This window comes from Geotalea uraniireducens Rf4 (assembly GCF_000016745.1).
GTDB lineage: Bacteria > Desulfobacterota > Desulfuromonadia > Geobacterales > Geobacteraceae > Geotalea > Geotalea uraniireducens.
In genome coordinates this window covers 675540-701960 of record NC_009483.1, presented here as the reverse complement: position 1 = coordinate 701960, position 26421 = coordinate 675540, and the positions used below count along the sequence as shown (strand labels likewise).

Genomic DNA, 26421 nt, shown 5'->3' with positions numbered 1-26421 from the left:
TCGACCATGCCGCTCAAAATCTATACCAGCAACCGGATGGAGACGCTCGTCGACCAACTTGCCGGGGTGGTGGAAAAACCGCTTCCTTCCCCCTTTACGCCTGAGACCATCGTCGTCCAGAGCAAGGGGATGCAGCGCTGGCTGGCCATGGAGCTGGCAAGGCGCTTCGGTGTCTGGGCCAACGGCGAATTCCCCTTCCCCAATGCCGTTGTCGAAACCCTGTTCCGCGCCGTCATCCCCGATCTCGCCGAGACGCCGCAAGTCTCGTCTTTCCATCCGGATGTGCTCACCTGGCGGCTCATGGAGCTGTTGCCGTCATGCCTTGGCGGCCCCGGTTTCGAGCCGCTCGCAGGCTACCTCGCCGACGACGGCGACGGCCTCAAACGGCTGCAACTTGCGGAAAAGATTGCCGACACCTTCGACCAGTACACGATCTACCGGCCGGAACTGCTCCTCTCCTGGGAAGAGGGAGCCGAGGGGGGCTGGCAGGGGCTCCTCTGGCGGGAGCTGGTGCGCAACGCCACGGACAGACACCGCGCCGCCCTCCTTGCGGAATTCCGCCGGAGAATCAACCGGCCGGACACCGCAGCCGCCGAACTCCCCCGGCGGATTTCGCTGATCGGCATCCCCACCCTCCCCCCCTTCCACATGGAAGTGCTGTCCGGCATCGCCCGGCAGACCGAGATCAACCTATTCCTCCTCAACCCGTGCCGGGAATACTGGGGAAAGATCGTCTCCGAGCGGGAACTGGCAAGGCTTGAGCGAAGGGGATTGGACGAGGATCCACTGCACGGTTATTTCGAGACGGGCAACCCGCTCCTTGCCTCCATGGGCAGGATCGGCAGGGACTTCTTCGACTCGCTCATCGGTGACTGCGGCGATGCCGAGTTCAGCGACACATTCACGGAAATCCGGGGAAGCGGTCTGCTCCATGCCATCCAGGCCAACATCCTCGACCTGCGCGACCGGGGCGCCGCAGGCGACAGGGAGGTGATAGAGGCCACGGACGACACGCTGCGCATCCACTCCTGCCACAGTGCCATGCGGGAGATCGAGGTGCTCTACGACCAGATCCTCTCCCTCTTCGACAACGATCCGACCCTGTCGCCCCGCGATATCCTCGTCATGACCCCGGACATCGAAGCTTACGCCCCCTATATTTCGGCAGTGTTCGGCACGCCGGAGCAGCCGGAACAGCGCATACCCTACTCCATCGCCGACCGGAGCCTGCGCAGGGAAGGAGAAACCGCGGAGGTCCTCCTCGCCATCCTCCAGCTCTGCGGCAGCCGCTTCGCCATCACCGAGGTGCTCGACATCCTGGAAGCGGCGCCGGTCTGCCGTCGTTTCGGCCTGACGGACAAGGACCTGGAAACCGTCCACCAGTGGCTGACCGCCACCAACATCCGCTGGGGGATCGACGCAATGGAGCGGACAGGACACGGTGTCCCCGCGTTCAGCGAGAACTCCTGGCAGGCCGGACTCGACCGGCTCATCCTCGGCTACGCCATGGCCGGCGAGGACCGTCATTTCTTCGGCGAAATCCTCCCTTACGATCACCTGGAAGGAAGCGATGCCCTGCTGCTCGGTCGCTTCCTGGAATTCTGCGAGACCCTGTTCAGCCGGGTGCAAGCCCTGGCCCGCCCCCGGCAGATTGAAGAATGGACGGCGGTGCTCCGCTCGCTCCTGGGAACCTTCATCAAGGCGGACGGTGACGACGAACGTGACGTGGCAACCCTCTTGAAGGTGATTGAGCGGTTGGACGAATGCCGGGCCCATGCGAACTTTGGCGGCGACGTCGGCATCGAGATTGTCCGCGCCTGGCTCGGGGAGAAGCTCGGCAGTGAACAGCGCGGCTTCGGCTTCCTCACCGGCGGCGTCACCTTCTGCGCCATGCTTCCCATGCGCAGCATCCCGTTCCGGGTCATCGCGCTCCTGGGGATGAACGACGGGGTCTTCCCGCGCCGCAACCGCCCCCACGGCTTTGACCTGATCGCCGCTTCACCCCGCCGAGGCGACCGCTCCCAGCGTGACGAAGACCGCTACTTGTTCCTGGAGGCACTCCTCTCCGCCCGCGAACGCTTTTCCATCAGCTACGTCGGGCAAAGCATCAAGGACAACAGCGAACTCCCCCCCTCGGTGCTCGTCAGCGAACTGCTCGACTATATAGCCAAGGGGTTCACCAGGGCAGGCGAAGAGGCGGACGAAACTGCCGCGGTCAGGGGGATAAGCGTCAGGCATCCGCTGCAACCCTTCAGCCGCGATTATTTCCGCCCGAATGATGGAAGGCTCTTCAGCTACAGCAGGGAAAACCTCCACGGGGTCCTCGCCGCCATCGCCCCTCCCGCCGTGCCCGCAACCTTTCTCAGCCGTCCTCTCCCCCCAGCGGAAGAAACGCTGGTCACGCTCTACGACCTGGCAGAGTTCTTCGCCAACCCGTGCAAACACTTCCTGCGCCGACGACTGGGGATTTACCTGGAGCAGCGGGACGAAAGCTTTGCAGAGAGCGAACCGTTCTCCCTCGACCACCTGGGAAAATACATGCTGGGACAGGAGATCGTGGCCGCCCTCCTCGCGGGCGAGAGCCTCGACAACCACCGGGCCGTGGCACGCAGCCGGGGGGAGCTGCCGCCGGGCGAGTGCGGCACCATAACCTACGACACCCTGGCCTCGGCAGCCTCGGATTTCGCCGAACAGGTAGCCGCCGCTACCGTCGGAGCGCCGCTTCCACCGCTGGAAATCGATCTGGAATTCAAGGAGTCGCGCCTCGTCGGCCGGATCGAGCGCATCTGGCCTGAAGGGCTCGTGCACTACCGCTACGCCAAGCTCAAGGCGAAAGACCGCCTCCGCATCTGGATCGAGCACATCTGCCTCACCAGCGCCGCACCGACCGGCTATCCCCGCACCGCAAGCCTCCTCGCCAGCGACGTGACCGTAGCCATTGCCCCGGTTTCCGACAGCCTAGCGCTGCTTGAGCAGCTCCTCACCATCTACCGCCGGGGGATGAGCGCCCCGCTCCCGTTTTTTCCGAAATCGGCCCTGGAATACGCCAGGAAGGCGAACGACCCGAAAAAGGCAGCCAAGGCGCTTGGCGATGCGCGCAAGAAGTGGCACGGCTCCGAGGATTACCCGGGGGAGAAGGAGGACCCTTACTACCAGCGCTGCTTCGGAAACGAGGAGCCGCTTGATGGGGAGTTTATGGCGCTGTCGCGGATGGTCTACGATCCCCTCCTCGCCCATTTCAGCGAAAAGAAGGCCAAACGGGACGAAAATCGGGCGTCGTGAATCGATTGGAGAGGATCAGGTTGACATTCCATACAATAAAGGTATAAAAATTATACATGGAATTTGAATTCGACACCAAGAAAAGCGGCAGCAATAAAACAAAGCATGGGATTGACTTTGATGAAGCCCAAGCGCTCTGGGATGACCCCGATTTGCTGGAAATCCCTGTAATAACGAGCGATGAACCAAGATACCTGGTAATCGGGAAGATTTTGGGGAAGCATTGGTCAGCGGTTATTACGTACAGGAGCGACAAGGCAAGAATCATTTCCGTTCGCCGTTCTCGTAAAGAGGAGATTGATATCTATGAAAGCTAACGAATTTGACAAGTTATTTGACGACGGCAAGGATATTTCAAAGCACCTTGATGTGTCAAAGGCTAGAAGGCCTGAGCAGGAGCAGAAAAGAGTAAATGTGGATTTCCCTTTGTGGATGATCCACTCCCTGGACAAGGAAGCAAGACGTTTGGGCGTGCCCCGGCAATCCATCATCAAGGTCTGGGTAGCTGAGCGTCTGGAAAAGGCATCTTGAAATTCATGCAGGTCGCGTCCTTCCCTTCCCATACCAGGTGATGCTGATGGGCGTGGTCCCCGCCAGTGGCCTGACGGCGTTGTGAAGCTATGCACGCCTCGCACCTTGCTCATTATCCTGAGAAACGCAGAAGAAGACCCATCCCATGAACCAGTTCGACCTCCTCCATACCCCGCTTGCCGGGCGCAATCTCATCGAGGCGAGCGCCGGCACCGGCAAGACCTTTACCATTGCCGGCATCTACCTGCGCCTTGTCCTGGAACGGCAGCTTGCGGTGGGGGATATCCTCGTCGTGACCTTTACCGAGGCGGCGACCAAGGAACTGCGCGAACGGATCAGGGAGCGGTTGCGTGAAGCGGAGAACGCCTTTGCCATTGGTACGAGCAGCGACCGGCTTCTTGCCGGACTTTTGGAAAGCGCCATTGACCGCGCCGCGGCCCGGAGGCTGTTGACCACGGCGCTCCGCTCCTTCGACGAAGCGTCGATCTTTACCATTCACGGCTTCTGCCAGCGGATGCTCCAGGAAAACCCCTTCGAGAGCGGCTCGCTCTACGATACCGAGCTGGTGACGGACCAGCAGGGTCTTCTCAGGGAGATTGCCGCGGATTACTGGCGGATCAACTGCTACGATGCGCCGGGTGCGGCAGTACAGACAGCGCTGGCTGCCGGCCTCGGACCGGCTGCGCTGCTGAAGATTGCCGGCCGCCGGGCCGGCTCACCGTTCGTCACCGTCATTCCGCAGGCGACGTTTCCCTTGCTCCCCAGGGAAGGGGAGATCGATCCGGCACTGCTTGAAGCCTGGCTCCTCGCCCTGAAACGGGGGTTCTTCGACTACCTGGCCGCAGAACTTCCCAAGCGGAAGCGGCGAGCCAACGTCCGTTTCTTCGAGGACCTCCTCCTCGATCTCCATTCTGCTCTGGAAAGGAACGGCTCCCCTCTCCCCCGGCTCATCCGGGAGCGTTACCGGGCGGCGCTCATCGACGAGTTCCAGGACACGGATCCGGTCCAGTTCAGGATCTTCGACGCCGTCTACCCGGCGGGGGACGAGACCCCCTTTTTCCTTATCGGCGACCCCAAGCAGGCCATTTACAGCTTCCGCGGCGCGGATATCTTCGCCTACCTGGAGGCGGCCGCGGACACGGAACAGCGCCATACCCTCGGGGAAAACTGGCGCTCAGAGCCGGCATTAATCCAGGCGGTCAACGGGCTGTTCGAATCACGTGTTGAGCCCTTTTACTTCGATGACATCCACTTCAGCCGTGTAACCCCGGCCGAGCGGGAGATCGATCTCCTCACCATGGACGGAAAACCGGACCCAGCCCCCTTCCGGCTCTGGTTCGTCAACCGCAGGGAGGCGGGGAAACCGATCAACAAGGGTGATGCCTGGGAAATGCTCCCCGCTGCTGTTGCAGGAGAAATCGCCCGGCTTTTGCAGGACGGGTCGGACGGGCGGCTCCTGATCGGCGAACGGCCGGTCGCTCCCGGCGATATTGCAGTCCTTGTCCGGGCCCATCGACAGGCGCGGCTCGTCCAGCAGGCGTTGCGGCAGCGGGGTATTCCCAGCGTGCTTTGCAGCGCCGGCAACCTCTTCGAGTCAGATGAAGCTGAGGAAATCCTCCGTTTCCTCAAAGCCGTCGCCGAACCCACCAACGAAAGGCTTCTCAAGGCCGCACTGGTCACCGACATGGTCGGCGTTTCCGGTGATGTTCTGGCCGGCCTCCTTGCCGACGAAAACAGCTGGGAGACGGTTTTGGCGGAGTTCCGCCTTTACCATGAGATCTGGACCGGCAACGGCTGCATGGCAATGGCAATGCGCTTTCTGGCGGTCCGCCGGGTACGGAGCCGCCTGCTCCCTCTCCCTGCCGGCGAAAGACGGCTGACCAACATCCTGCACTGCTTCGAGACCATCCATGAGGCAGCCGGCGAACAGAACCTGGGGCTGGAAGGGGTCATCGCCTGGCTCGCCGAGCGGATCGCCGAAGAGCCGAAACGGGAAGAGCATGAAATCCGCCTGGAGACCGACGCCCAGGCAGTGCAGCTGGTGACCATCCACAAGAGCAAGGGGCTGGAATACCCCGTCGTCTTCTGTCCTTTCTGCTGGGCCGAATTCGGCGGTAAAGAGAAGACTGCCCTCTTTCACGATGAGCAGCGCACGACGGTTGTGGACATCGGCTCCCCCGACCTGGACGCCCACCGGCGACAGGCGGCACAAGAGGGGCTGGCGGAAAGCCTCCGTCTGCTCTATGTGGCCCTCACCCGGGCCCGGCACCGCTGCTACCTGGCATGGGGTGCGTTCAAGGATGCCGGTGATTCGGCCATGCACTACCTCCTCCATCCAGAGGCTTTGGCGGTCAAGGGGCAGGTGGCGCTCAGCGACGAAGCGATGCTGGATGATCTCCGCCGCCTGGCCGAGGCCGCCGAAAGCAGCATAGCAGTGCTTCCCCTGCCCGAAGCGGACGGAATTTCTTATACCCCCCCTGCGGTAGAGCCCGATGTATTCACCTGCCGGGCCTTCAGCGGCGCCATCGACCAGGAGTGGCGGGTAACCAGCTTCACCGCCTTTACCACGACGGCCGGCCATCGCCCCCACATCCAGGAATTTCCCGACCGGGACGAAACAACGCTCGAAGCGGATACGGGGCGCCTGCCGGCGGAACCGCCACCATCAGGCATTTTTGCCTTCCCGAAAGGGGCTGCAGCCGGAATCTTTTTCCACGAGATCTTCGAATCGCTCGATTTCACCGCGGCGGCGGAGACAGCGTCTCCCCTCATCGCCGAGCTCCTGAAAAAGCACAGCTTCCCTTCGGATTGGCGGGAAACGGTCTGCTCCATGGTGAACAACGTGCTACAGACCCCGTTAATCCAGGGAAAAGGCGTGTTTACCCTGGCCGACGTACCACTCGGCCACCGGCTCACGGAGCTGGAATTCTTCTTCCCCCTCGCCTTCATCAGCTCCGAGCGGTTGAAGAACGTCGCGACGCGCTGGAACGGCATGGACCTGCCGCTGGACATGTCCGAGCTTTTCAGCCGGCTATCCTTCATGCCGGTCAAGGGGATGGTGCGCGGGTTCATGGACATGGTCTTCGAACAGGGGGGGCGCTACTACATCGTCGACTGGAAATCGAACCACCTGGGGAACCGGATCGAGGAGTACGGCCAGGCACAGCTCCAGCGGGAAATGGAAAGGAACCTCTATCCGCTCCAGTACCTGCTCTACACCGTCGCATTCAACCGCTACCTTCAGCTGCGGGTGGATGGGTACGACTACGACCGCCACTTCGGCGGGGTCTACTACATCTTCCTGCGCGGGGTCGATGCGGGGCGCGGGTCGGGGTCCGGCACTTTCTTCGATCGTCCGCCGCGCAGAGTCATCGAGGATTTGACGGAGGCACTGATTCAGTAGGGTAAGCATCCGGGTTGATTCAAAACCTTTTTCGGCCACGAATTTCACGAATTTTCACTAATGTTTTAAGCATCTGCAATGCCAATCGTTTTTTCATTTGATTTTATTCGTGTTCATTCGTGTTCATTCGTGGCTGCATTTTTTATTGAGGACAGCAAACCATGCCTGTTGATAGCCTGAACGACATAGACCGCCACTTCGCCGCGTTCATCTGCCGCCTGGCGGGGACCGACGACCGGCGGCTGTGGCTTGCCGCTGCCCTCGTCAGCCAGGCGGTGGGGAGCGGTCATGTCTGCCTCGACCTCGGCTCCGCCATGGCGAGTGAGCCGGCCACGGAGGAGGGGATTGGCGATCCTGCAGCATGGGGGAAACAACTGCGCTGCTGGCCGGTGATCGGCCACCCCGGCGACTTCACCCCTCTCGTCCTCGACAGGGCCAACCGCCTCTATCTGCACCGTTACTGGCGCTATGAGCAACAACTGGCCGCGGCGCTCATTCGCCGGGGAGCGGAAGTCCCCGCCGCCATCGACGAGGCGCTGCTCAAGGACGGCGTCCGACGCCTGTTCCCGGCACAAGCATGCGGCGTGACCGACTGGCAGCGGATCGCGGCACTGGCAGCCGTCAGCCGGCGCTTCTGCGTCATTTCAGGAGGCCCCGGCACGGGAAAGACATCGACCGTTGTCAAGGTTCTGGTCCTGCTCCTCGAGCAGGCGGCAGGAGAGAAATGCCGGATCGCACTCGCTGCGCCGACCGGCAAGGCGGCGGCACGGCTCAAGGAGTCGATCCTGGGGGCGCGAGGCAGCATCGACTGCAGCGACGCCGTTCGGGAACTGCTCCCGACCGACGTTTCGACGCTCCACCGGCTCCTCGGCTTTGTCCGCGGTTCGAGCTGCTTCCGCCACAACCGGGAAAACCCGCTCCCCTTCGATGTGATCGTCGTCGATGAAGCGTCCATGGTATCGCTCCCGCTCATGGCCAAACTGGTCGATGCCCTGGCCGACAACGCCCGGCTCATCCTTCTCGGCGACCGGGACCAGCTCGCCTCGGTGGAAGCAGGGGCGGTGCTGGGCGACATCAGCAATACAGGCGCTGTTCATGGCTTTTCCCGCACCTTCTGCGATCTGGCCGGGCGGATATCCGGCGATCCCCTGGCAGCAGAACCTTATGCCGAGGAGGCGTCACACCGTCTTCACGATGCCATCGTCGTCCTGCGCAAGAGTTACCGCTTTGCCGCCGACAGCGGCATCGGCGCCCTCGGCAACCTGGTCAATGAAGGGAACGGTGCGGCGGCAGTAGCGCTCCTCAGGGGAAAGACGTTCACCGACATAGCCCTCAACGGATGTCCCCCCGCGGAAAGGCTCGGCGAAACCCTGGCGAAGAGCATCTGCGCCGGCTATGGACCCTACCTCAAGGGGAATGGGGCCGGCGAGGCGCATGAGCGGTTCGGTCGGTTCCGCATCCTTTGCGCCCTGCGCCAGGGGCCGTACGGGACAGAGACCGTCAATCGCCTGGTGGAAGCCGCGCTTGTCCGGGAAGGACTTATCAATCCTCAGGGACATCGCTGGTACGCGGGACAGCCGGTCATGGTGACCAGGAACGACTATGCGCTGCAGCTCTTCAATGGCGACATCGGCATCATCCTGCCCGATCCGGCCGTCGATAACGAGCTGCGTGCATTCTTTCCCGCCGCTGACGGCGCGTTGCGGTCGATCCTGCCGCTTCGCCTGCCGGAACACGAAACCGCCTATGCCATGACCGTTCACAAAAGCCAGGGTTCCGAATTCGACCGGGTGCTGCTCCTCTTGCCGGACCGGCAGTCGGACGTTCTCACCCGCGAACTGATTTATACGGCCATTACCCGGGCAAAGACAGGGGTAGATCTCTGGGCGCCGGACGATCTTCTGATGTGGGCAATTGAGCGGCGAATTGAGCGAAAATCCGGGCTTCGGGAGACACTCTGGGGATAACGTTTTTTGACAGGTTGATATATTTACCAGAAAACGCCGTTTTTTATTGAAATTATTTCCTAAATACTGTTTAATAATTAATCCAACTCAGCTTTTACCACCTGTCGGGGTCCCGCATGAGCCCAATGGACAAAAGAAAATACAAAAGAATAGATTTCCATGCCTCGGCAGTTATCATACAAAATAATGAAACAATCAGTGGCGAAGTAGAAAACTTGAGTACCAGGGGCGTATACGTAAAGACACACGGTTCGGCGTCAATTGTTACCGACGGTGACGCCCTCGTCTCAATTCGTTTATCAGATGGAGCGACCACGCTGACGGTAACCATACCGGCAAAAATTGCCCGCGTGGCTGAAGACGGCATTGCTTTCCATTCACCTCATATCAGCATATATCCGATCCTGCACCTGGAACATCTTTTTATTTACCATAAAGGCAAACCCCAGCAACTTACCGTGGATTTTTGCGAATATATCTGCTCCATGCCATCAGCCGGCAACCGATCGGTATTCGAGTAGACAGCGAGAAACCTACGGTTCAAAAGCAAAGAGGCACCGGAATTTTTCATTCCGGTGCCTCTTTGGCAAGATCTTTCCTCGTTAAAAAGATGGTTATCCTAAAAACGACAGTTGTTTACCGCAAAGGCGCAAAGGGCGCAAAGAAATTCAAATACTTATGGGGATAAAGATCCAAACCAATCGGGTGAAAGGTTTCCGTTAGATAAATGATTGATTTTACTTCGCGTTCTTAGCGCCTTTGCGGTTCAAATGCTTTTTCTAGGGTTATTTCTGCTTTGGCCCCTGGCCGGTGAACCTTACCACCTTGATCTCGATTCCCTTCTTGATTTCCCCGGCTTTTACGTTCACTGCGATCGGCGCATCCTCGCCGTAGCTGCCGATCACCGACCCGACCTTGGGAGGGCCGCCGCCGTAAACGTCCCTCGTCTTCAGGTAGTAATGGTCACTGCCGAACACCCTGAGCAGGAATTTCCCGTCCTTGTCCGTTCTCTCCGAAACAAAAACGGGCTTACCCACCATTGACGGTGTCAGGAAAGCAAAGACCAGCGCCCCATCAATCGGCTTTCCTGTCGGACCGACAACGGTCCCTTCAATGGCTGTAATCCCCTCTTTCAGTTTGAGCGTCGCCCGCTTGAAGGGGGCCGCCTCGGCAATGGTGCCGACGTCCGTCTCCCCCCCCTTGTTAACAAGGTACGTCTTCGGTTCGCCACTGGTGTCCCTGCTGATGAGGAAAAAATCGCCTTCCTGCGGCGGGCCGATCTCTTTACCTGCAAGCCTCTTTATCGCCCCGAGGTAATATTTCCCTTCAAGGAGTTCGGCCTTGAATCTCCCATCTTTGTCTATGGGAACTATCTCATCGGGGACCCGCCAGTATTTTTCCGGCGAGGGTGGCGGCCCGGCCGCATGATTAAACAAAAATGCCATACCGTCGGCAAGAGGTCCGCCATTTTTTATCATCAGCCGCCCGGAAAGAAAACCCGTCTTCTGTTCCGCCGCCCCGGCGGTTGCTGCCATAAAAAAGATCAGCAGGAACAGTGCAAATATTCTCGCTTGCCCCATTTCATCTCCCCCTTGCCCCCGCGCCGCGCACAGGGGCCTTCAGATACGGTCTCACGTTGACCTTGCCCAAAGAGTCATCGTTCTTTTTGTCATACAGCTTAGCATAAATATCCGACTCTGCTATCGTACCCCACCAGTTTCTCCCGAAGGAGACGTCATACCCCTGCCGTTCACCGAGCTGGTAGTTGTACCTGCTGTTTCTGTCGATGTTGTTCTGTTCGACGAGGGGGAGCATCTCCAGCTGCGGGTCAACCGCGTACCTCTGCGGAGAGAAGTTCACCATGTTCTGGTTGGACGGCACGAAGAATATCCCAACCTCATTCCCGCTGATCCTGTTGCGGGCTATCGTTACCGGCCCTTCAAGCCTCGTATGCCTGATGCCGTAGGTGTTGCCCATGATGTCGTTATGCTCGATGAGCAGTTCGGCCCTGCCGAAGCGGAGCCCCTCCCGGTTTTTCAGAAAGAGCGAATCCCGTATGACAGCCCGTGAAAAGTGCGCCTGGAGGCCGGTGAAGGCATATTCAAAAATGCACTGCTCGATGATGTTCTCCGCGCCCGATGTAAAGAGGAGCAGATAGGACCAGTCTTCCTTGCGGGGAACCCGTTCCGCCGAAGTGAAGCGGATCCTGCGGCCGGGGGTCCCTTTGGCGACGATCCGGCCGAGCACCCGGATCTCGCCGTCGCCTATGCCGTCATTGTTCCGGTCGATCCGCCTGAAGCTCACTACGGTCCCCGGCCTGACCGTAAGCGTCACTCCCCGTTTCACCACCACCCGCCCGGAAATCTCGATCCGGCCGCTCCATTCGGTGTCCTGCTCGACAACCGTGTCGCCGAGCCGCAGCGTCTTGTACCGCTGGTGGTGACTTGCGCCGGGGACCGGTTTACGGGGAGCCTCGGCCATGACCCTGCCGACCGCGATGTCCGCGTTGACGAGCGGCTGTTCAACGGTGACAGCATGGTCGACATTCCCTTCATAGAGGCCGTACAACTCCCCTTTCAGCGGTGATTCTCCGCCAAGTTCCCGGGCAACAAGGTAATAGATTCCTTTTTCCTTGACGCCGATGGTGTAGCGGCCATTTTTGTCGGTGCGGGCCATGTAATCGGACTTCAGACGGAGAAAATGCATCTGGAAGATCCGGCCGGGCTCCCCCTGGTAGGCCGTCACATAAAGGCCCGCCACCGGTTTGCCGTGCAGATCGGTGACCCTCCCCGCGATGCTGAACGGTTCGGCCTCTTCCGACGCCTTGTCCCTGAACCTGGCAAGACCGGCGTTGACCCTTTTGACCCGGCTCCAATCCTCAAGAAAGGCCTGTAGGTCATCCTTCGGATGGCAGGGGATTTCTATGTTCGTTTCTTTGCCGGCCGCAACAGACAGGGGATTACCTGCATAGTAACAGAAGAGATCCCCCTTTTTGAGCGGCATCTCCCCCTTTGCCGCCACCCTCTTTCTCGCCACAACCACGTAATCACCCGCTTCGGGAGCAAAGCTGAACGCGCCGTTTTCTCCGGTAGTCCGGGTCAGAAGCCCCATTCCCTTGAACTGCCCTTCAGAGGCGGCATAGAGAGATACCTGGGCATCGGCGACCGGCTTACCCTTGAAGGTAACCGTGCCGCCAAGCTTTGTCGAGTCCGCAGCCTTGACCGACGCGTTTGTCCGCGGCGTTACAGTAAAGGGAATCCAGAGTTTTTCATCGTTCACGATGACCGGGTTTGCACCGTGAAACGAAAAATATTCCGCACCATGAAAGGTTCCCGCAGCCGTCAGGTAGTATTTTCCCGGGGGGAGTTCAAGCCTGAAGTAACCCGGCTTCTCGTCGGCAACGGAGCGATAGAGGGGCGTCCCACCGGCGCTCTCCTGCAACGTGCCGTAAGCGAGAACCCGGGGATCATCGACCGGTCCATTGTCGCACAACACCACGCCCTCCACCTCTGCGGCCAGAGACAGCAGCGGGAAAAGCGACAGCAGGGCGAAAACGATGACGCCCATCACATATCCGGCAAGGCATTTCACTCTTCAGCATCCTTAAACCTGGAAAAAGCATTGCACACGGATCAAATCTGATTTGTACGGATTTTACGGATTAAAAAGACCGAGAACCAAGACCCAAAGTGTTATCGGAAATCTCCTTGGTTTATCCGTGTCAATCCGTCCAAATCCGTGTCGCCTGGAGGCGCCTACTTCTGGTAATCCGTGCCTAACTGCCGTTTTCAGGTTAAATATTTGACAATGAAACATTACCACAACTTGCGCGAATCGTATGATAAAAAAAGGCAGGACATCTCTTGCGAGCATGTCCTGCCGTCACGCCGTCCAACGCCCCATCCCCTTCAATCCGTCTGTTTTCGGGAACCTTCCCCCTTCACCCTATCGACAGACGTTGTCGCCGGCAGCATACGCCGGTGTCGTGAAGATCGTCGAGCCGTCAGGATTGGTGAACGTTACGGTAGCCGTGTTGCTGTATTCTGATTGAGCCGGTGAAAGTGCAAAGTTATCGATGACCGTTCTGAGACCGACCGCTTCAATCCTCTGCACGTACTGGGTAAAACCGACAAAGGTCGCGGCAGAGGCCGATGCACCCGTTACTTCGTGAACGAGCGACCATTTGCCGCCGGTCCAGGCATAGAGAGAAACAGTGTCCGCTTTTCTCGTTATCCGCAGCTTGCCGGAGGTGTCCGCTGTTATGACGGCGGCAGAAGACGTAGCGCCGTTGATTGCGGCCACGACGCCGTAATTGTTGTCGCCGTTGCCGATGGCGCGCTCGATATATGCATAATTGGAACCGCCTGCAGTATTAAGGAAGTTGACCTGCAACCTCCCGTAAACATGGTAGTTGGCCGAGCTTACCTGGCCGTCCGGCAGACGATAGTCGATCTGCAGATCAAAATCGCCGTTCACCACTGCGGGGTTCTTCAACGACATCCGCAGCCAGTTGTACTTGGCAGCCGCCCCCCCGCCCGGGCTCGAGGTGAGGAACTCGACGTTGCCGTCGGCAGCGGTCAATTGCTCCGTGCCGTTTGCATCGACTATGGTGATAGGTGGAGTTTTCACATCCAGGATGATGGCGCCGGCGTTATCGAGAACAACACCCCGCTGGTCCCACTTCGTCGCATCGATGCCGGCGTCAAAATCGCCGAAATCGTTGTTGTTGAACGCCCGCACCCGGTATCTGTACCTCTTCAGCGGCTCGACGCCGACCGTGTCCGTAAAGGTGGTGACATTGGCCTCCACCTTTCCCCACTTCTGCCATTCGCCGTCCCACACCTGGCGCTCTATTTCAAAGCCGTCCTCATTGGCGGCAACGTCCGAGCTCCAGTCGAGCCTTACCGACATGGAGTTCAGGGCAACGGCCGTCAGGTTGAAAGGCCGGGCAGCGCCGGTGGCTACGCAGGCGACCGGGCTGTAGCCGGAATTCCACTCGCTGTTGCACGGCTGGGGCTTGTATGCCCTTACCCGGTAGCAGTAGTTGGTCGACGGGGAAAGCCCGGTGTCGGTGAACAGGTTCACGTTCGGGCCGGACGTTCCGATCTCTGCCGCAGAGGCACATCCCGAGTCAGCGCATCGCTCGACCTTGAATCCCGCTTCATCGCCCGTGTTGTCATTCCAGCTCAGGCTGACCTGGCTGTCGGTCGCCGCCCCCCCGAGCCCGCCTGGCACAGCCGGCGCAGCAGTTGCCTTCTGTACCGTGTTGCTGTAAAGAGGGACCGGCCACGAACCGTCAAAGGCATAACAGGACGATGTCTCCCGGTCGCCAACGCTGACAGTCGGTTCGGCTGCCGCATACCTGCGGACGCGCACCCAGTCCCAATCCGTCACATACGGCTCATTGAGGTGGTCTAAGTTGAACGTCGTGTCGACCCGCCTACCCAGCACGATGTTGTGCCCGGTGATCGCTTTCGAAACATTGCCGATCACCCAGAACGGCGTCCCTGTGTCCCAATTATCCACCTGGAGGTTTGTCGTCTGGGAGTCCTTAACTTTGATGGTATAGAGCATATTGGCTGCTGGAAGCGGGCCGCTGTTCGTATTATACGTGTAGGTTACGGCACCGGCGGCGTTTGCGAATCCCATATAATTGTACAAGTCGGGCAACAGCACCAGCCCGCCGACTGTTTGGCCGGAAGGAGCCGTCAGTGTCGTCTTTGCCTTGACATCCAGAACCACCCCGGACGCATATGGTTTGGCTGATGTCAGCCTGCCGGTCGAATTCGTCCCGTGCAGATAGCCCCCCGATACGCTGAAGCCTGTGCCGTCGATTATCTTCCATTTGCCCGAATCGACCACCGTGCCCGCGAAGTCATCGAAAAACTCGAACACGGCAGCGCCGTCCGCGGCAGGCAATGCGCTCCCGTTGCCGTAATAGAGATAGATATTGTTGTTCATGCCGCTCTTGAACCAGACCGTCGCCGAGGCGCCGTCAGTTTTCTTTTCTATCCAGTAGGGGAGTTCGCTCCGGCTGGTTGCGTCATAAAAACGGATATCGCTGAAGTCCGCATTCATCGCCGCATTATAGGCAATGGTCACCCTGGTCTGGTGGTTCGGCTGGAAACCGCCGATGGCAAGCAGCGCCCTGTTTTTCCAGCAGCCGCCGCCGTCTGCTGCAAGCCCTCCATTGACGGCGCGTACCCTGTAGCTGTAGGGGACGGCGTTGCAAGCCGTGGTGTCGGAATAGACGACTTCCGTGCTGCTGGAGACGGTGAAGTTCCTGATGGAGACATCGGCACCGCCGAAGTAGAGCGCTGAAGGACCGGCAGTTTTGGGATTGGAAACGATCATGTCCACGACCAGCGTGCCGTCCACATACACCTTGAAATAGCGGCCCGTCTTGACGCCGCGCACATGATACCAGGCGCCGAGGGTAAAGGGAGTCCCGTTGTTGCCGTTCACCCCCAGGTAATCGACCCCCTTGTTAGCCGGGTCGTAACGCCAGTGCAAAAGCGCCCGGTTGCCGTCCGCCAGCCACAACCCCGGGCTTCGGTCCGTGCCGGCAGGGGTATAGGAGAAAATCCTCGTCCAGCCGGCGTTGGTGGACCTTATCTTGATGTCGAACTCGATGGTGTGGTCGTCCGTATCGAGGATGCTGGTCACGGGGCTCTGATAGACCGTGCCGGTGGTCATCAGCAGTCCCCCCTCATCGTAAACCGGCGCAGGACCGGTCAGGTTCAGGCCGTTTCCTGACGAGTCGTTAAGGTTGTTATTGAAAGTATAGAGCGCAAGTAAGTTTACCTTATGCGGTCCGACCGATCCTATCTGCGTGAAATTGCAGTCGCTCCCCTCGCACCGCTCGACGATGAACCCTTTTTCCGCCTGGGTGGTATCGGACCAGGAAATGTCCATCTGGGTGGTGTTGAAGGGGGTGGCAGTCAAACTGGCCGGAGCTATGCCGGTTGTAACATCGCCGGAGACATTGGACGGGTCGCTGGTCCAGCCGCCGTTGCAGAAAGCGGTTTTATAGGCGCGCACCCGGTAGCGGTAGGGTGTGTCGGGGACCAGCAGCGGGTCGCTGTAGGAGATTGCATTTGCCCCGAGTTCCACCGGGAAGCCGACGTCCAGGGTGGTGAAGTCGCAGGTTGCGCCGGTGCAGCGCTCCACCTTGAAGCCGGTTTCATCATTGGCGTTGTCGGTCCAGGATAGGTTTATCTGCGCCTCCGAGGCCCTGGTGGCGCTCAGCCCGCCGGGGGGGACCACCGTCGAGGTGGTGGCAAAAGCCGTTGCACTGTAAGGGGTGTCGCCATACCAGGTATTGACGAAGCTGTACCCCGCGGAAGATTCCACCGCTCCCACCGTCACAGCCGGTTCAACGGCCGCGTATTTGCGGACACGGATCCAGTCCCAGTCAGTTGCATAGGCTTGGCCGTTGTGCAGATCGTCCTTGTAGCTTCTGCCGAGGACGATAGGGGAGCTGGCGAACGTGAACGAGGTATCCACCCCCGTCCCCAGGTACTGGTCCGGCGAGGAGCTGTCCAGATTATAGAGCTGCTGGCTCGACGTCGAGGCGCTTTTTACGGTCAGGGTATAGAGAAGGTTTGCCGTGCTGCTGTTCGTATTTCTGTAAATGGAGCCGTTTTTGACCGCGTAGAGTTTGGAGGTGGATTGATCAGCCATCCAGCCGATGTGGTTGGCGGCACTGAGGTAAAAGCCGCCGATGGCCTGGCCGTTGACGGCAACGGCGGTGGTCCGCGCCTTGATATCCAGCGTGATGCCCGCGGCAAAGGTCGCTTTCGAAGTCAGCCTGCCGCTGGTGCTGGTCCCGTGCAGGGAGCCGCCGGAAACGGTGAACCCTGTCGGATCGACTACGTTCCACCTACTGGCATCGATATTCGTCCCGCTGAAGTCGTCGAAGAATTCGAAGGTGCTGGCAGCGCTGGACGCATCCGCTGCCGCCGTATTGCCGTAATAGAGGTAGATCGCGCTGTTTGCGGCGGTTTTCACCCAGATGACGGCAGTCCCCGCGGATACGCCTTCGATCCAGTAGGAGAGCTCACTGCCGGTGGTGGCGTCGTAGAAACGGACGTCCCTGAAATCCGGCTGCATGCCGGGATAGTCCGCGGACCGTATGGTCAGCTTCATCTGGTAATTGGGCTGGAAACCGGTTATTGCCAGAAGGGCGCGCCTTGTCCAGGCCCCGCCGCCGGCAGAGGAGAGGTTGGCGGACTTGAAGGCCTTGACACGGTAATAATAGGGGGTTAAGGCATTGCATACCGTGGTATCGGCATAGTTGGTCGCATTGACCCCTGCCGGCGGAGTGAGGATCGTCGGGGTTGTGCATGCGTCATCGGTGCAGCGTTCAACGACGAAACCGCTCTCGCCCGAGGTCGTATCGCTCCAGGAAAGGTTGATCTGGGTGGTATTGATGGCGGTGGCGGTCAGGTTGGCCGGGTTAGTCAAGGTCGTCGTTTCGTCGGCAGACGGGTCGCTCACCGCAAGCCAGGAACAGCCGGCCGACTTGAAGGAGGTCACCTGGTAGAGATAGGTCGTATCCGGAGTCAAGCCGAAGTCGTTGAAGGACATGGCTCCCGTGCCGGGATTTGCCGGCAGGTCCTGTCCCACCTGATGGAAATCGCTGTCCGGGCAGGGAGAGGAGGGGGGGCCGCTGACGCACTTCCGCTCGACCCGGTAGCCGGTCTCGTCGGTGGTGTTGTCGGTCCAGGTGAGGTTGATCTGGCTTTCGGAGGACCGACTTGCCGTAACGCCTGTCGGCTTCGGCGGGATGGTCAGAGAAGCCGTGACGACATTGGTGTAATCGGCGGGCCAGCCGCTGATCCATGGCTTGACCGACTTGACCCGATAGTTGTAGATGCCGCTGCAGGCGGAGGGGTCGATAAAGGCCTTTGACGCACGGTCCACCGTAAAGGTGGTGAAGCTGGGGTCCGAGCCGCTGAAAACGCACCCCGACCCCGTATCGGAACAGCGCTCGACCATATAGCCGTCGGGAACGCCGGGCGTCGTGTCGCTCCAGGCAAGATCCACCCGCGTGCCGTTCACGGAAACGGTGAGGTTGAAGGGTGGAGTCGGCACGGACGTCGTGGCGCAGACCGGCGCGGAGAATGTCGTGACAACGTCGGGAATGTCGACCCTGATTTGGTAGCAGTATTTAGTGGCAAGGGGGAGGTTGGTGTCGGCATAGCTGGTGGCATTCGGAGCGACCGGGATGGTTCTGTCCCAGCTTGTGCAATCTGCCGACCCGGCAGGGCCGGCGGTACATCTCTCGATGGTGAAACCGCTCTCGGTTGCTGTGTTGTCGACCCAACCGATGGTTATCCGGTCCGTCGCCAGGGAGGTCGTGTCCACTGTGGGGAAGAGAAGCTGGTAATCCGTCAGCGGCGCTGCGCCTGTGGCGCTGTGGGTTATGGTTATGGGCTTGCGCACGCTGAAGGTGTCGCCGCCGACGTTGAAGGAGCCGTACTCCTTCTGCCCCAATGCAGCCGTCGGCGCGGGATTCGCTACCTTGCGCACCAGGACCCAGTCCCAGTCGGTAAGGTATGCCTGGCCATTGGCGCCGTCCGTGACATACTGCCTGCCGAGCACGACGGGTTTGCCGGCGATGGTCGCCGAGACGGTGAGCGGACTCAGATACCAGGCGCCGGTATCCCAGTCATAGGCCTGCATATTGACTGTCGACGGGCTCGTATAATTGAGGGTGTAACCCAGGTTGTGCGCCGGAGCCGGGGTGGCAACCGACAGCACCTGGCTGCCGTTCAGCTGGTAACCGCCGTCTGCGGGACGGTTGAGGAAACCGAGATGGTCGGTTGCCGAGAGGTAAACACCGCCGATTATCTGGCCACCGGTCGCCGAACTCGTGGTTTTCGCCTTGAGGGTCATGAGTTTATCGGCGGAAAGCAAAAATTTCGAGGTCAATCGGCCGGTCGTGTTTGTACCGTGCAGATATCCGCCCGACACGCTGAAGCCGGTCAGGTCGTTTACAGTCCACTTGTCCGGGTCGATATATGGCGGCGACAATGGCGACCCATCGGCCTTTTTCCCGCTGAAATCGTCGAAGAACTCGAAGGTCGTATCCCCATTGTCAACCGAAGGGGCCGAAGAGTTTCCGTAATAGAGATATATGGTTTTGTCTCCGACAGGAATCGTCGGGACCTTTGGCCAGACGCGGGTGCCGGTGGTATTGCATTGCAGCTGCTGCACCCACTGGCTCAAGGAGGTGCTGCCGTCGCTGTCGGTGAGGCGGATATCGTTGCAGCTGGTGCCGAATGCCGCAGTCGCCGCTATTGCCGACGGATCTTTGACCGTTGTCGTAGCGGACTTCACGTCCGAATAGAGGCTGCCGCCGGCGTTGTCCCAGATGTTGCCGCAGACGACGTTCTTGTAGGGCCTTACCCGATAGGCGTAGATGTTGTTCGGCCTCAGGCCGGTTTTGTCGCTGAAGGTCATCGCGCCGGTCCCCGTACGGGGTGAGAGATCACCGTTCGGCACCGGGGCGAAGTCCGTGTCGGTGCAGCCGGGCCCGGCCGTGCACATCCTCTCCACATAATAGCCGCTCTCATCATTGGCATTGTCCGTCCAACCCAGATCCAGCTGCGCCTCCGAAACCCATGTGAGGGTCAGCCCCGTCGGTTTTGGCGGGACCGGGGTTTTACCGGCCGACTGCGGAGTCACAAGGGAACAGCTACCCTGCCACTCCTGGGGAATGGCGGGCGCAGGTTCCGCCGCGCCCAGATTAACACTGGCAGAGGGCAAAACTGCGGCGTAACTGGAAGCGATCTCCTGCGGGGACAGGGCACGGTTGTAAATACGCACTTCGTCTATCTTCCCCTGGAAATTCCTGCCCGGATTGTCGGTGGAGCCGATGGAGAGGTTCTTTGACTGAATGCTCGGCAAGATATCGGCGCTGACCGCTCCGCTGACCGGCTGGCCGTTCATGTACAGTGTGACCGCCTTGCCGTCAAGGACGACGGCAATGTGGTTCCAGGCGTTGAGGGTTGCGGCCGGGCCGCTCCCAGGCACGAAATCGTTCCCCCAGGTGGCCATGCTCGGCCGGCCGCCGTCCTGGATGCTCAACAGCAACGAGACCGCGGTGCCGGACCTGGGTCCCCACGAGACGATGCCGTTATAGGCATTGCCCGGTGAGTACCCGGTGGGGAATATCCATGCCTCCACCGTGGCGACGTTCCCCGTCGGCAGGGTAACCGTGTCTTTTTTGGCGTGATTTGCCGCACCGGAGAGGCTCAGGGCGTTGCCGTATTTTCCGCCTGCGACGACACCGTAGGGGGCAATGAAACTGGTCGGGACGACATTGTTCCCCTGACCGCTGAGATCGCTGATTACGGCGGGAATGCCGGCCGGCTCGTTGAACTGCCAGTACCCCATGAGACCGCTGCCGAAGACGCCGCTCAATTTGCTCGCGCTGGTCGCGTTCCTGTTGCCGTAATAGAGGTAAACGGCGTTATTGTCGCCGGTTTTGATCCAGACGTTCGCCGAAACCCCATCGGTCTTGCTCTCAATCCAGTAGGGGAGTTCCCTGTCTGCCGCGGCGTCGTAAAAGCGGATGTCGCTGAAGTCGGGGTTCATGGCAGCGTTATAGTAAACGGTCAGCCTGGTTTTGAAGTTGGGCTGGAAGCTGTTGTTGTCGAAAGTTAAGGGTGCCCGCATGGACCAGGGGGCGCCGGAGCCGGAAAGACCGTTGAAAACCGCGCAGACGCGGTAGGTGTGGTCCGTTCCCGCGCACGCCTCCGTATCGGAATAGTTTCTGGCAGTGGAGCCGCCGATGACGCTGAAGCTCGCCCCCTGCGCGCCGCACGTTGCCGATGTGCCGGCGCAGCGCTCCACCCGATACCCCGAGTTGCTGACCACATCGTCCGTCCAGGCAACGTCCAGCCGGGTCGTGTTCACGGCTGTCACTGAGGTGACGACCGGCGGATTGACGGTCGTAGTTTCGCTGACCAAAGCGCTCACGGCATCGTCCCAGCCGCATGCGCCCGTTTTAAGCGCCCTGACACTATAGGAATAGGTGGTGTTCGGTTCGAGCCCCGTGTCGGTCAGGGTCATCGCGCCGGTGCCCGCATGGGAAGGTAGTTCCGTCTGCACGCAGCTGGCATCTTTGCACCGCTCCACCCTGAAACCGGTCTCGTCCGTGGTCGTGTCCGTCCAGGACAGATTGATCTGTGCTTCCGAAACCCTCGACAGGGTCAACGGTCCGGGCTGGCCTGGCGACGGCGTCTTCGCCTGGGCCGTTGCACTGATCAGTCCTGTAAATGTGCCGGCAAAGACGTACCCCGCCCCTTCCTGCTCCGCCGTCCCCACAGTGACAGTAATCGCATAGCGTGAGTCTCGCGCTATCTCCTCGTCGGTGAGCGCCCGGCTGTAGATACGGACTTCGTCGACCCCCCCCTTGGCATTCCCGCCATAAACACCCCGCGTCCCCATGGTAAGGGGATCATTGCTCACAGCCAGGGTAATGGGGGTAACGGTCGCGCCGTATTCTATACCGTCGACGATAATGGAGACCCTTCCCGTAGCCCTGTTGTATCTGCCGACCAGGTGATACCAGTTGCCGACGACAAGTTCCGGCCCCATGACCACATAATTGTCTGTCGGCAGGTTATTCCAGGTATTGGTGCTCGAAATCACAAAATAAGGTTTCTGCCTGTTGCCGTTATCATTGAGGGCAATGGCATAAAGATCCCACGGCTGTGGACCTCCGGCGGTAGGCTTGGAGATAATGCGTGCCCATGGCTGACTCTGTTCGTACTTGTACCACATCTCGACCGTGATCGAACCGGTAATGTCCAGCGACGAGCCGGTTGTGTCCGGTACGGTCAGATAATCGTTCGATCCGTCCAGGCTCAGGCCGTTGCCGTACTTGCCGGCGCTGACGACCCCGTAGGGGGAGATGAAACCGTTCAATGCGGCGTTGTTGCCGCGGCCGCTCAGATCGGCGATCGCAGCCGGGATTCCGGCTGACTCGTTGAACGGCCAGTACCCCACGAGGCCGCTGCCGAAAATATTGTTCACGTTGCTCGCCCCTGCCGCCCCGGCATTGCCGTAATAGAGGTAAACGGCGTTGTTTGCCCCACCCATGATCCAGACGTTGGCCGAGACCCCATCGCTCTTGCTCTCTATCCAGTACGGGAGCTCGGTCCGGCCGGTCTCATCGTAAAAGCGAATGTCGCTGAAGTCCGCCTTCATGGGGACTCCGGCAAGGTCCGTGCGGCCGTCGTAGGCAATGGTCATCCTGGTCAGCACATTCGGCTGAAAGTCGGCGATGCTGAGCGGCGCCCTCCGTGTCCAGGCGCCCCCGCCATCGAACGAAAGCCCCCTGTTGATCGCCATGACCCGGTAGTTGTAAGTTTTATCGGCACATGCGGTGCTATCGGTGAAGGTGGTGGCGTCGGGCGCAGTGACAAAGGTGTCCCTGGTGGTGAAGTCGCAACCCGCCCCCGCGTCCAGGCACCGCTCGACCCTGAATCCCGTCTCGCCGCCGGTATTGTCGCTCCAGTTGACCGTGACCTGGGTGGTGTTGTCGGGCGTGGCGGTTACGGAGCCGGGAGCAGCCGGGACCGCGGTCGTAACCTGTTTTTCGACCCAGCGCGACTCCGCGCCGTTGGTCCTGAAGGACTGAACTCTGTAACAGTAAGTCTGCCCGGAGGTCAGCCCCGCATCCGGATAGCTCGTCGCATCCGGGTTCGTCGTCTTGATCAGGTCGGCCTGGGTCCAGACATTGGCGGCTGAACATGCGCCGACCTTTCTCTGGATATGATAGCCGTCTTCCACCGTCGAATAGTCCTGCCAGCTCAATGCTACCGTGGTGTATTTCGGCGCCGCTGTTAACGGCAGGGGCGCCTGGATGGGCTCGGCCGGCAGCGAATAGACAAGGTAGTCGGCATTTCCGTCGACATTGGTCGTGTATCCGGCGATGTAGGCCTCGCCCAGGGAGTTGACGGCAATGGCGTTCGATTGATCAAAACCCTGGGCTGCGCCGTCATAGATGGTGGCGACGATCAGCGTCCCCTCGTAGTCGTACTTGAGGGTCATGCTGTCGGTGGTCACGCCGTCGCCGGTATGACCGGTAACGATGATATTGCCGGAATTGTCCGTCCCCATTGCCTTGAGATAGTCGTCATCGGCCGGACGCTGCAGGGTCCGGCTCCAGAGAGGCTGACCGGCTGGCGTGTATCTGACGATGGTAAAGTCGTGATCGCCGGCAGCGGTCAGGGTTGTACCGGCAACGACAACGGCGCCGTCTATCGGATCTATACTGACGGCAACCGCTTCGTCGTCGCCGTGGGCAGCGCCGTCGAAGAAAGTCGGCTGCCAGAGCCGCTGTACTGACGCACTGCTCCCGTCGTACTTGATGGTGAAAAAGTCCTTGTTGCCGGCCGCGTTGACCGCAACACCGGCAACGTAGAAGTCACCGGCTGCATCGGTGGCCAGGGCCGCCCCCCGGTCGTCGCCAAGCCCCGGACCTTCAAAGGTGTCCGTCCAGATGCGCGCACCTGTCGCACCGCTGTATTTGGCGACAAAGACGTCGTAATTACCGGTCGCCACATTCTTGCTATAGCCGGTGACGAAGATATCGCCACCCTTGCCGAAGGCCACGGTATTGGGAAAATCGTCGCCTCCGCCGTCGAAGGGGGTGGCTGTCCAGGCGGGGGTTGCGCTGTTGTTGCCGTCGAGAACGGGTGTCGACGGATATTTGATGAGGTAGATGTCCTCGTTGCCCGCCGCGTTCTTGCCGTAACCTACGACCACGCTGTTGTTGGATGAGTCGACCGCCGAGGCGATGGCCACGGCCCGGTCATCGATGCGCGCCGAACCGATGTACTGGTGATGCCACAATGCCGGTGGACCGGCTGCCGGGTATTTCGTCGTATAAATATGGGGGGTGTTGCCGCTCGTACCGTTAAAAAGCTCCGAATAGCCCGAAACTATGGCATCGCCCGCGCCATCGACCGCCACGCACATGGCTATGTCCAGTGCGCTGTCGGGGCTGTCGTAGAGGTCGCTCCAGAGCAGGCTTTTGTCCGAGTTCCTGAACTTGACCGTGTAGTAATCGAAGCCGCCGGCAGTGCGCAGGCTCTGGCCGGTGACGACCGGATTGTTGTCGGGACCGACGGCAATCGCGTTGGCGAAATCATCAAAGTTGTCGGGGTTGTTGTAGACAAAGCTCCAGGCGGGGAGCGGATAGCTGACGAAGACGGTCAAAGCCTTGGCCGGGTCGCTCGGGTGCGATTCCGTGCCGTCGTAGGCGGTTACCTGGTAGTAGTAGTACGTGTTTGCAGTCAGCCCCGTGTCGTCGTAGGTGACGACGCCGGCGCGCACCGTGGGGTCCGTCGGCGGGGCCGGAGCAGGAGGAAGGAGCCTCTCCCATGCGCCGAATTCGCCGACCTTGCGGTAGACGTTGAATCCGGTTTCGCTGCTCGTGTTGTCCGTCCAGGTCAGCTTTACGGAACTGTTCGAAAGGGTTTGGGCGGTAAGGCCGGTGGGGCGGTTCAGGAGACCCGGATCGTATTTGATCAGGTGATAGTCCAGGTCTTCCTGATCATAGAGGTAATAGGTGTCTCCCGCGGCAACCGGTTTGGCGAAAGGGGTCGAGAGCGTCAGGGTGGTGGCGCTGTTGCCGGCAATATGCCTGCTCACACCGCTATTCCCACCACTGGTCATCATGACGTGGTAACCGGCCCATTGATCGGCCGACCAGCTCTTAGCGCTCTCCACCGTCAAATTGGTGCTGGCCGCGGTTGCGACCCCGCTGTCCAGAGAAGCGGTCATGTCCGACCAGCCGGCAACATAGACCATGCCGGACAGTGGATCGAGCCCGATACCGACCGGGCGGTCGTTTTTGCCGGCAGTGCCGTTGAAGCTGCTGTGCCAGAGTTCGGTGCCGTTGTCCTTTTTATATTTCAGCGTCTGAAAATCATAGTTGCCCGCCGTTATGCTGTAGCCGGTGACGAAGACATCGCCCGCCTCATCGACGACGATGCCCGTAGCCGAGGTGATGTCGTCATTGCTGCCGCTGGAATTGAAGGTGTTTTCCCACAAAAGCCCCCCGTCCGTACCGGCGTATTTTGCCGTATAGTAGTCGTTGTGAGCGTCGATCGTCCAGGTGTAGCCGGTGACATAGACATCCCCCCTGCTGTCGACAAAGAGGCCGTTGGGTTCGTCGTCATAGGCACCGTTATACGTCCGTTCCCAGACGAGGGCGCCGGTTGCGCCGTTGTACTTTGCTGTATAGATATCCTTATCGATGGTGTTGGAGACATAACCGGTGATAACGACGTCGCCCGCAGGGTCGATCCTGGTGAATTTCCCCTGGTCTTCCTTGAGCCCCGCCGGGACCGATGAGCCATGGCGCATGTCCCAGAGCTTATTGCCGTTAAGGTCGAACTTGATGGTCAGATAGTCGAAGTCAGCACCGTTCCAGGAATAACCGGTGGCGGCAATGCAGCCCACACCGACTGAAATCGAGGCAAGCTTGTCCGTGCCGTCTGCGGTAGCGTTCCAGGTCGTATGCCAGAGGGGAGTACCGTCGGGATTAGGGCCGGAAGCGCCGTATTTGACAATAATATAGTCTTCGTTGACCCGCGCATTCTGGGAAAAGCCACCCACATAAACGTTGTTGAGATTGTCCACGGCAATTGCCGTGGCCCTGTCGTCGCCACGGGCTGCGCCGTCAAAGGTATGCTCCCATATCACCGAGCCGGTGGAACCGTTGTATTTTATGGTATGAATATCGTTGTTCTGTCCGTTCCAGGCATAACCGGTAACGACGACATTGTTTTCCGAATCGACAACCACGGCTGTCGCCTGATCAGAGCCACCCGACTTGTTATACGCGGCACGCCAGGCAATGCCGCTGCCGTCGGACTTAAGCTTGACCGTCAGGTAATCGTCGTCGGTAGTGCCGCTCAGGTTCTGGTAACCGGCAATTATGACGTTGCCGGCCGCATCGACCCCGGAGGACTTAGCTTCCTGCTTGCCTCCCCGCGGGTCGCCGGTCTGCCAGACGACATCCCCCCCCTTTGCGAAAGCCGGAACGGAGATTGCGACGGAAAGCGAAAAGGCCAATAGCAACGACAACCAGCAATGCATGGCAGGGAAAAGTTTTCCGCGGACAGCGGCATCTATCGTCAAGTTCATTTCACGGGCTTCATGCCTCATGGGCTTACCTCCGGTCAGCTTCTTCGGTCTCTCGGTTCTGAACTT

9 protein-coding genes are annotated in these 26421 nt (G+C 59.9%); 6 read left to right on the top strand and 3 right to left on the bottom strand.

Annotation, left to right across the window (positions count from 1 at the left end; translation table 11 throughout):
* Positions 1-6 precede the first annotated feature (6 nt).
* From recC to GURA_RS02945, 6 genes are all read left to right on the top strand, one after another.
* Positions 7-3282, top strand: coding sequence for an exodeoxyribonuclease V subunit gamma (gene recC, locus GURA_RS02970; protein WP_011937519.1), 3276 nt, complete (start codon positions 7-9; stop codon positions 3280-3282).
* 56 nt (positions 3283-3338) lie between these two features.
* The gene (locus tag GURA_RS02965; RefSeq protein WP_011937518.1) at positions 3339-3599 is read left to right on the top strand and encodes a BrnT family toxin; all 261 of its coding nucleotides are present in this window, start codon (positions 3339-3341) and stop codon (positions 3597-3599) included.
* Positions 3589-3813, top strand: coding sequence for a type II toxin-antitoxin system BrnA family antitoxin (brnA, locus tag GURA_RS02960; RefSeq protein WP_011937517.1), 225 nt, complete (start codon positions 3589-3591; stop codon positions 3811-3813). Before GURA_RS02965 ends, brnA begins: the two co-directional genes overlap by 11 nt.
* A gap of 145 nt (positions 3814-3958) precedes the next feature.
* Complete coding sequence (gene recB / locus GURA_RS02955) at positions 3959-7216, top strand: exodeoxyribonuclease V subunit beta (RefSeq protein ID WP_011937516.1); 3258 nt, start codon at positions 3959-3961, stop codon at positions 7214-7216.
* Between the two features lie 161 nt (positions 7217-7377).
* Positions 7378-9183, top strand: coding sequence for an exodeoxyribonuclease V subunit alpha (recD, locus tag GURA_RS02950; protein ID WP_011937515.1), 1806 nt, complete (start codon positions 7378-7380; stop codon positions 9181-9183).
* 116 nt (positions 9184-9299) lie between these two features.
* Complete coding sequence (locus GURA_RS02945; RefSeq protein WP_011937514.1) at positions 9300-9704, top strand: PilZ domain-containing protein; 405 nt, start codon at positions 9300-9302, stop codon at positions 9702-9704.
* Between the two features lie 264 nt (positions 9705-9968).
* Here the strand turns inward: GURA_RS02945 and GURA_RS02940 are convergent, their stop codons facing one another.
* From GURA_RS02940 to GURA_RS02930, 3 genes are all read right to left on the bottom strand, one after another.
* A complete protein-coding gene (locus tag GURA_RS02940) occupies positions 9969-10763 on the bottom strand; it encodes a carboxypeptidase-like regulatory domain-containing protein (RefSeq protein WP_011937513.1) in 795 nt (264 codons plus the stop codon).
* Position 10764: 1 nt separating this feature from the next.
* Positions 10765-12774, bottom strand: a complete 2010-nt coding sequence (locus GURA_RS02935; RefSeq protein WP_011937512.1) for a NosD domain-containing protein — start codon at positions 12772-12774, stop codon at positions 10765-10767.
* A 354-nt stretch (positions 12775-13128) separates the two neighbouring features.
* Positions 13129-26376 (bottom strand): DUF2341 domain-containing protein, encoded by a 13248-nt coding sequence (locus GURA_RS02930; RefSeq protein ID WP_198134514.1) that lies wholly within the window; start codon positions 26374-26376, stop codon positions 13129-13131.
* Between the last annotated feature and the right edge of the window lie 45 nt (positions 26377-26421).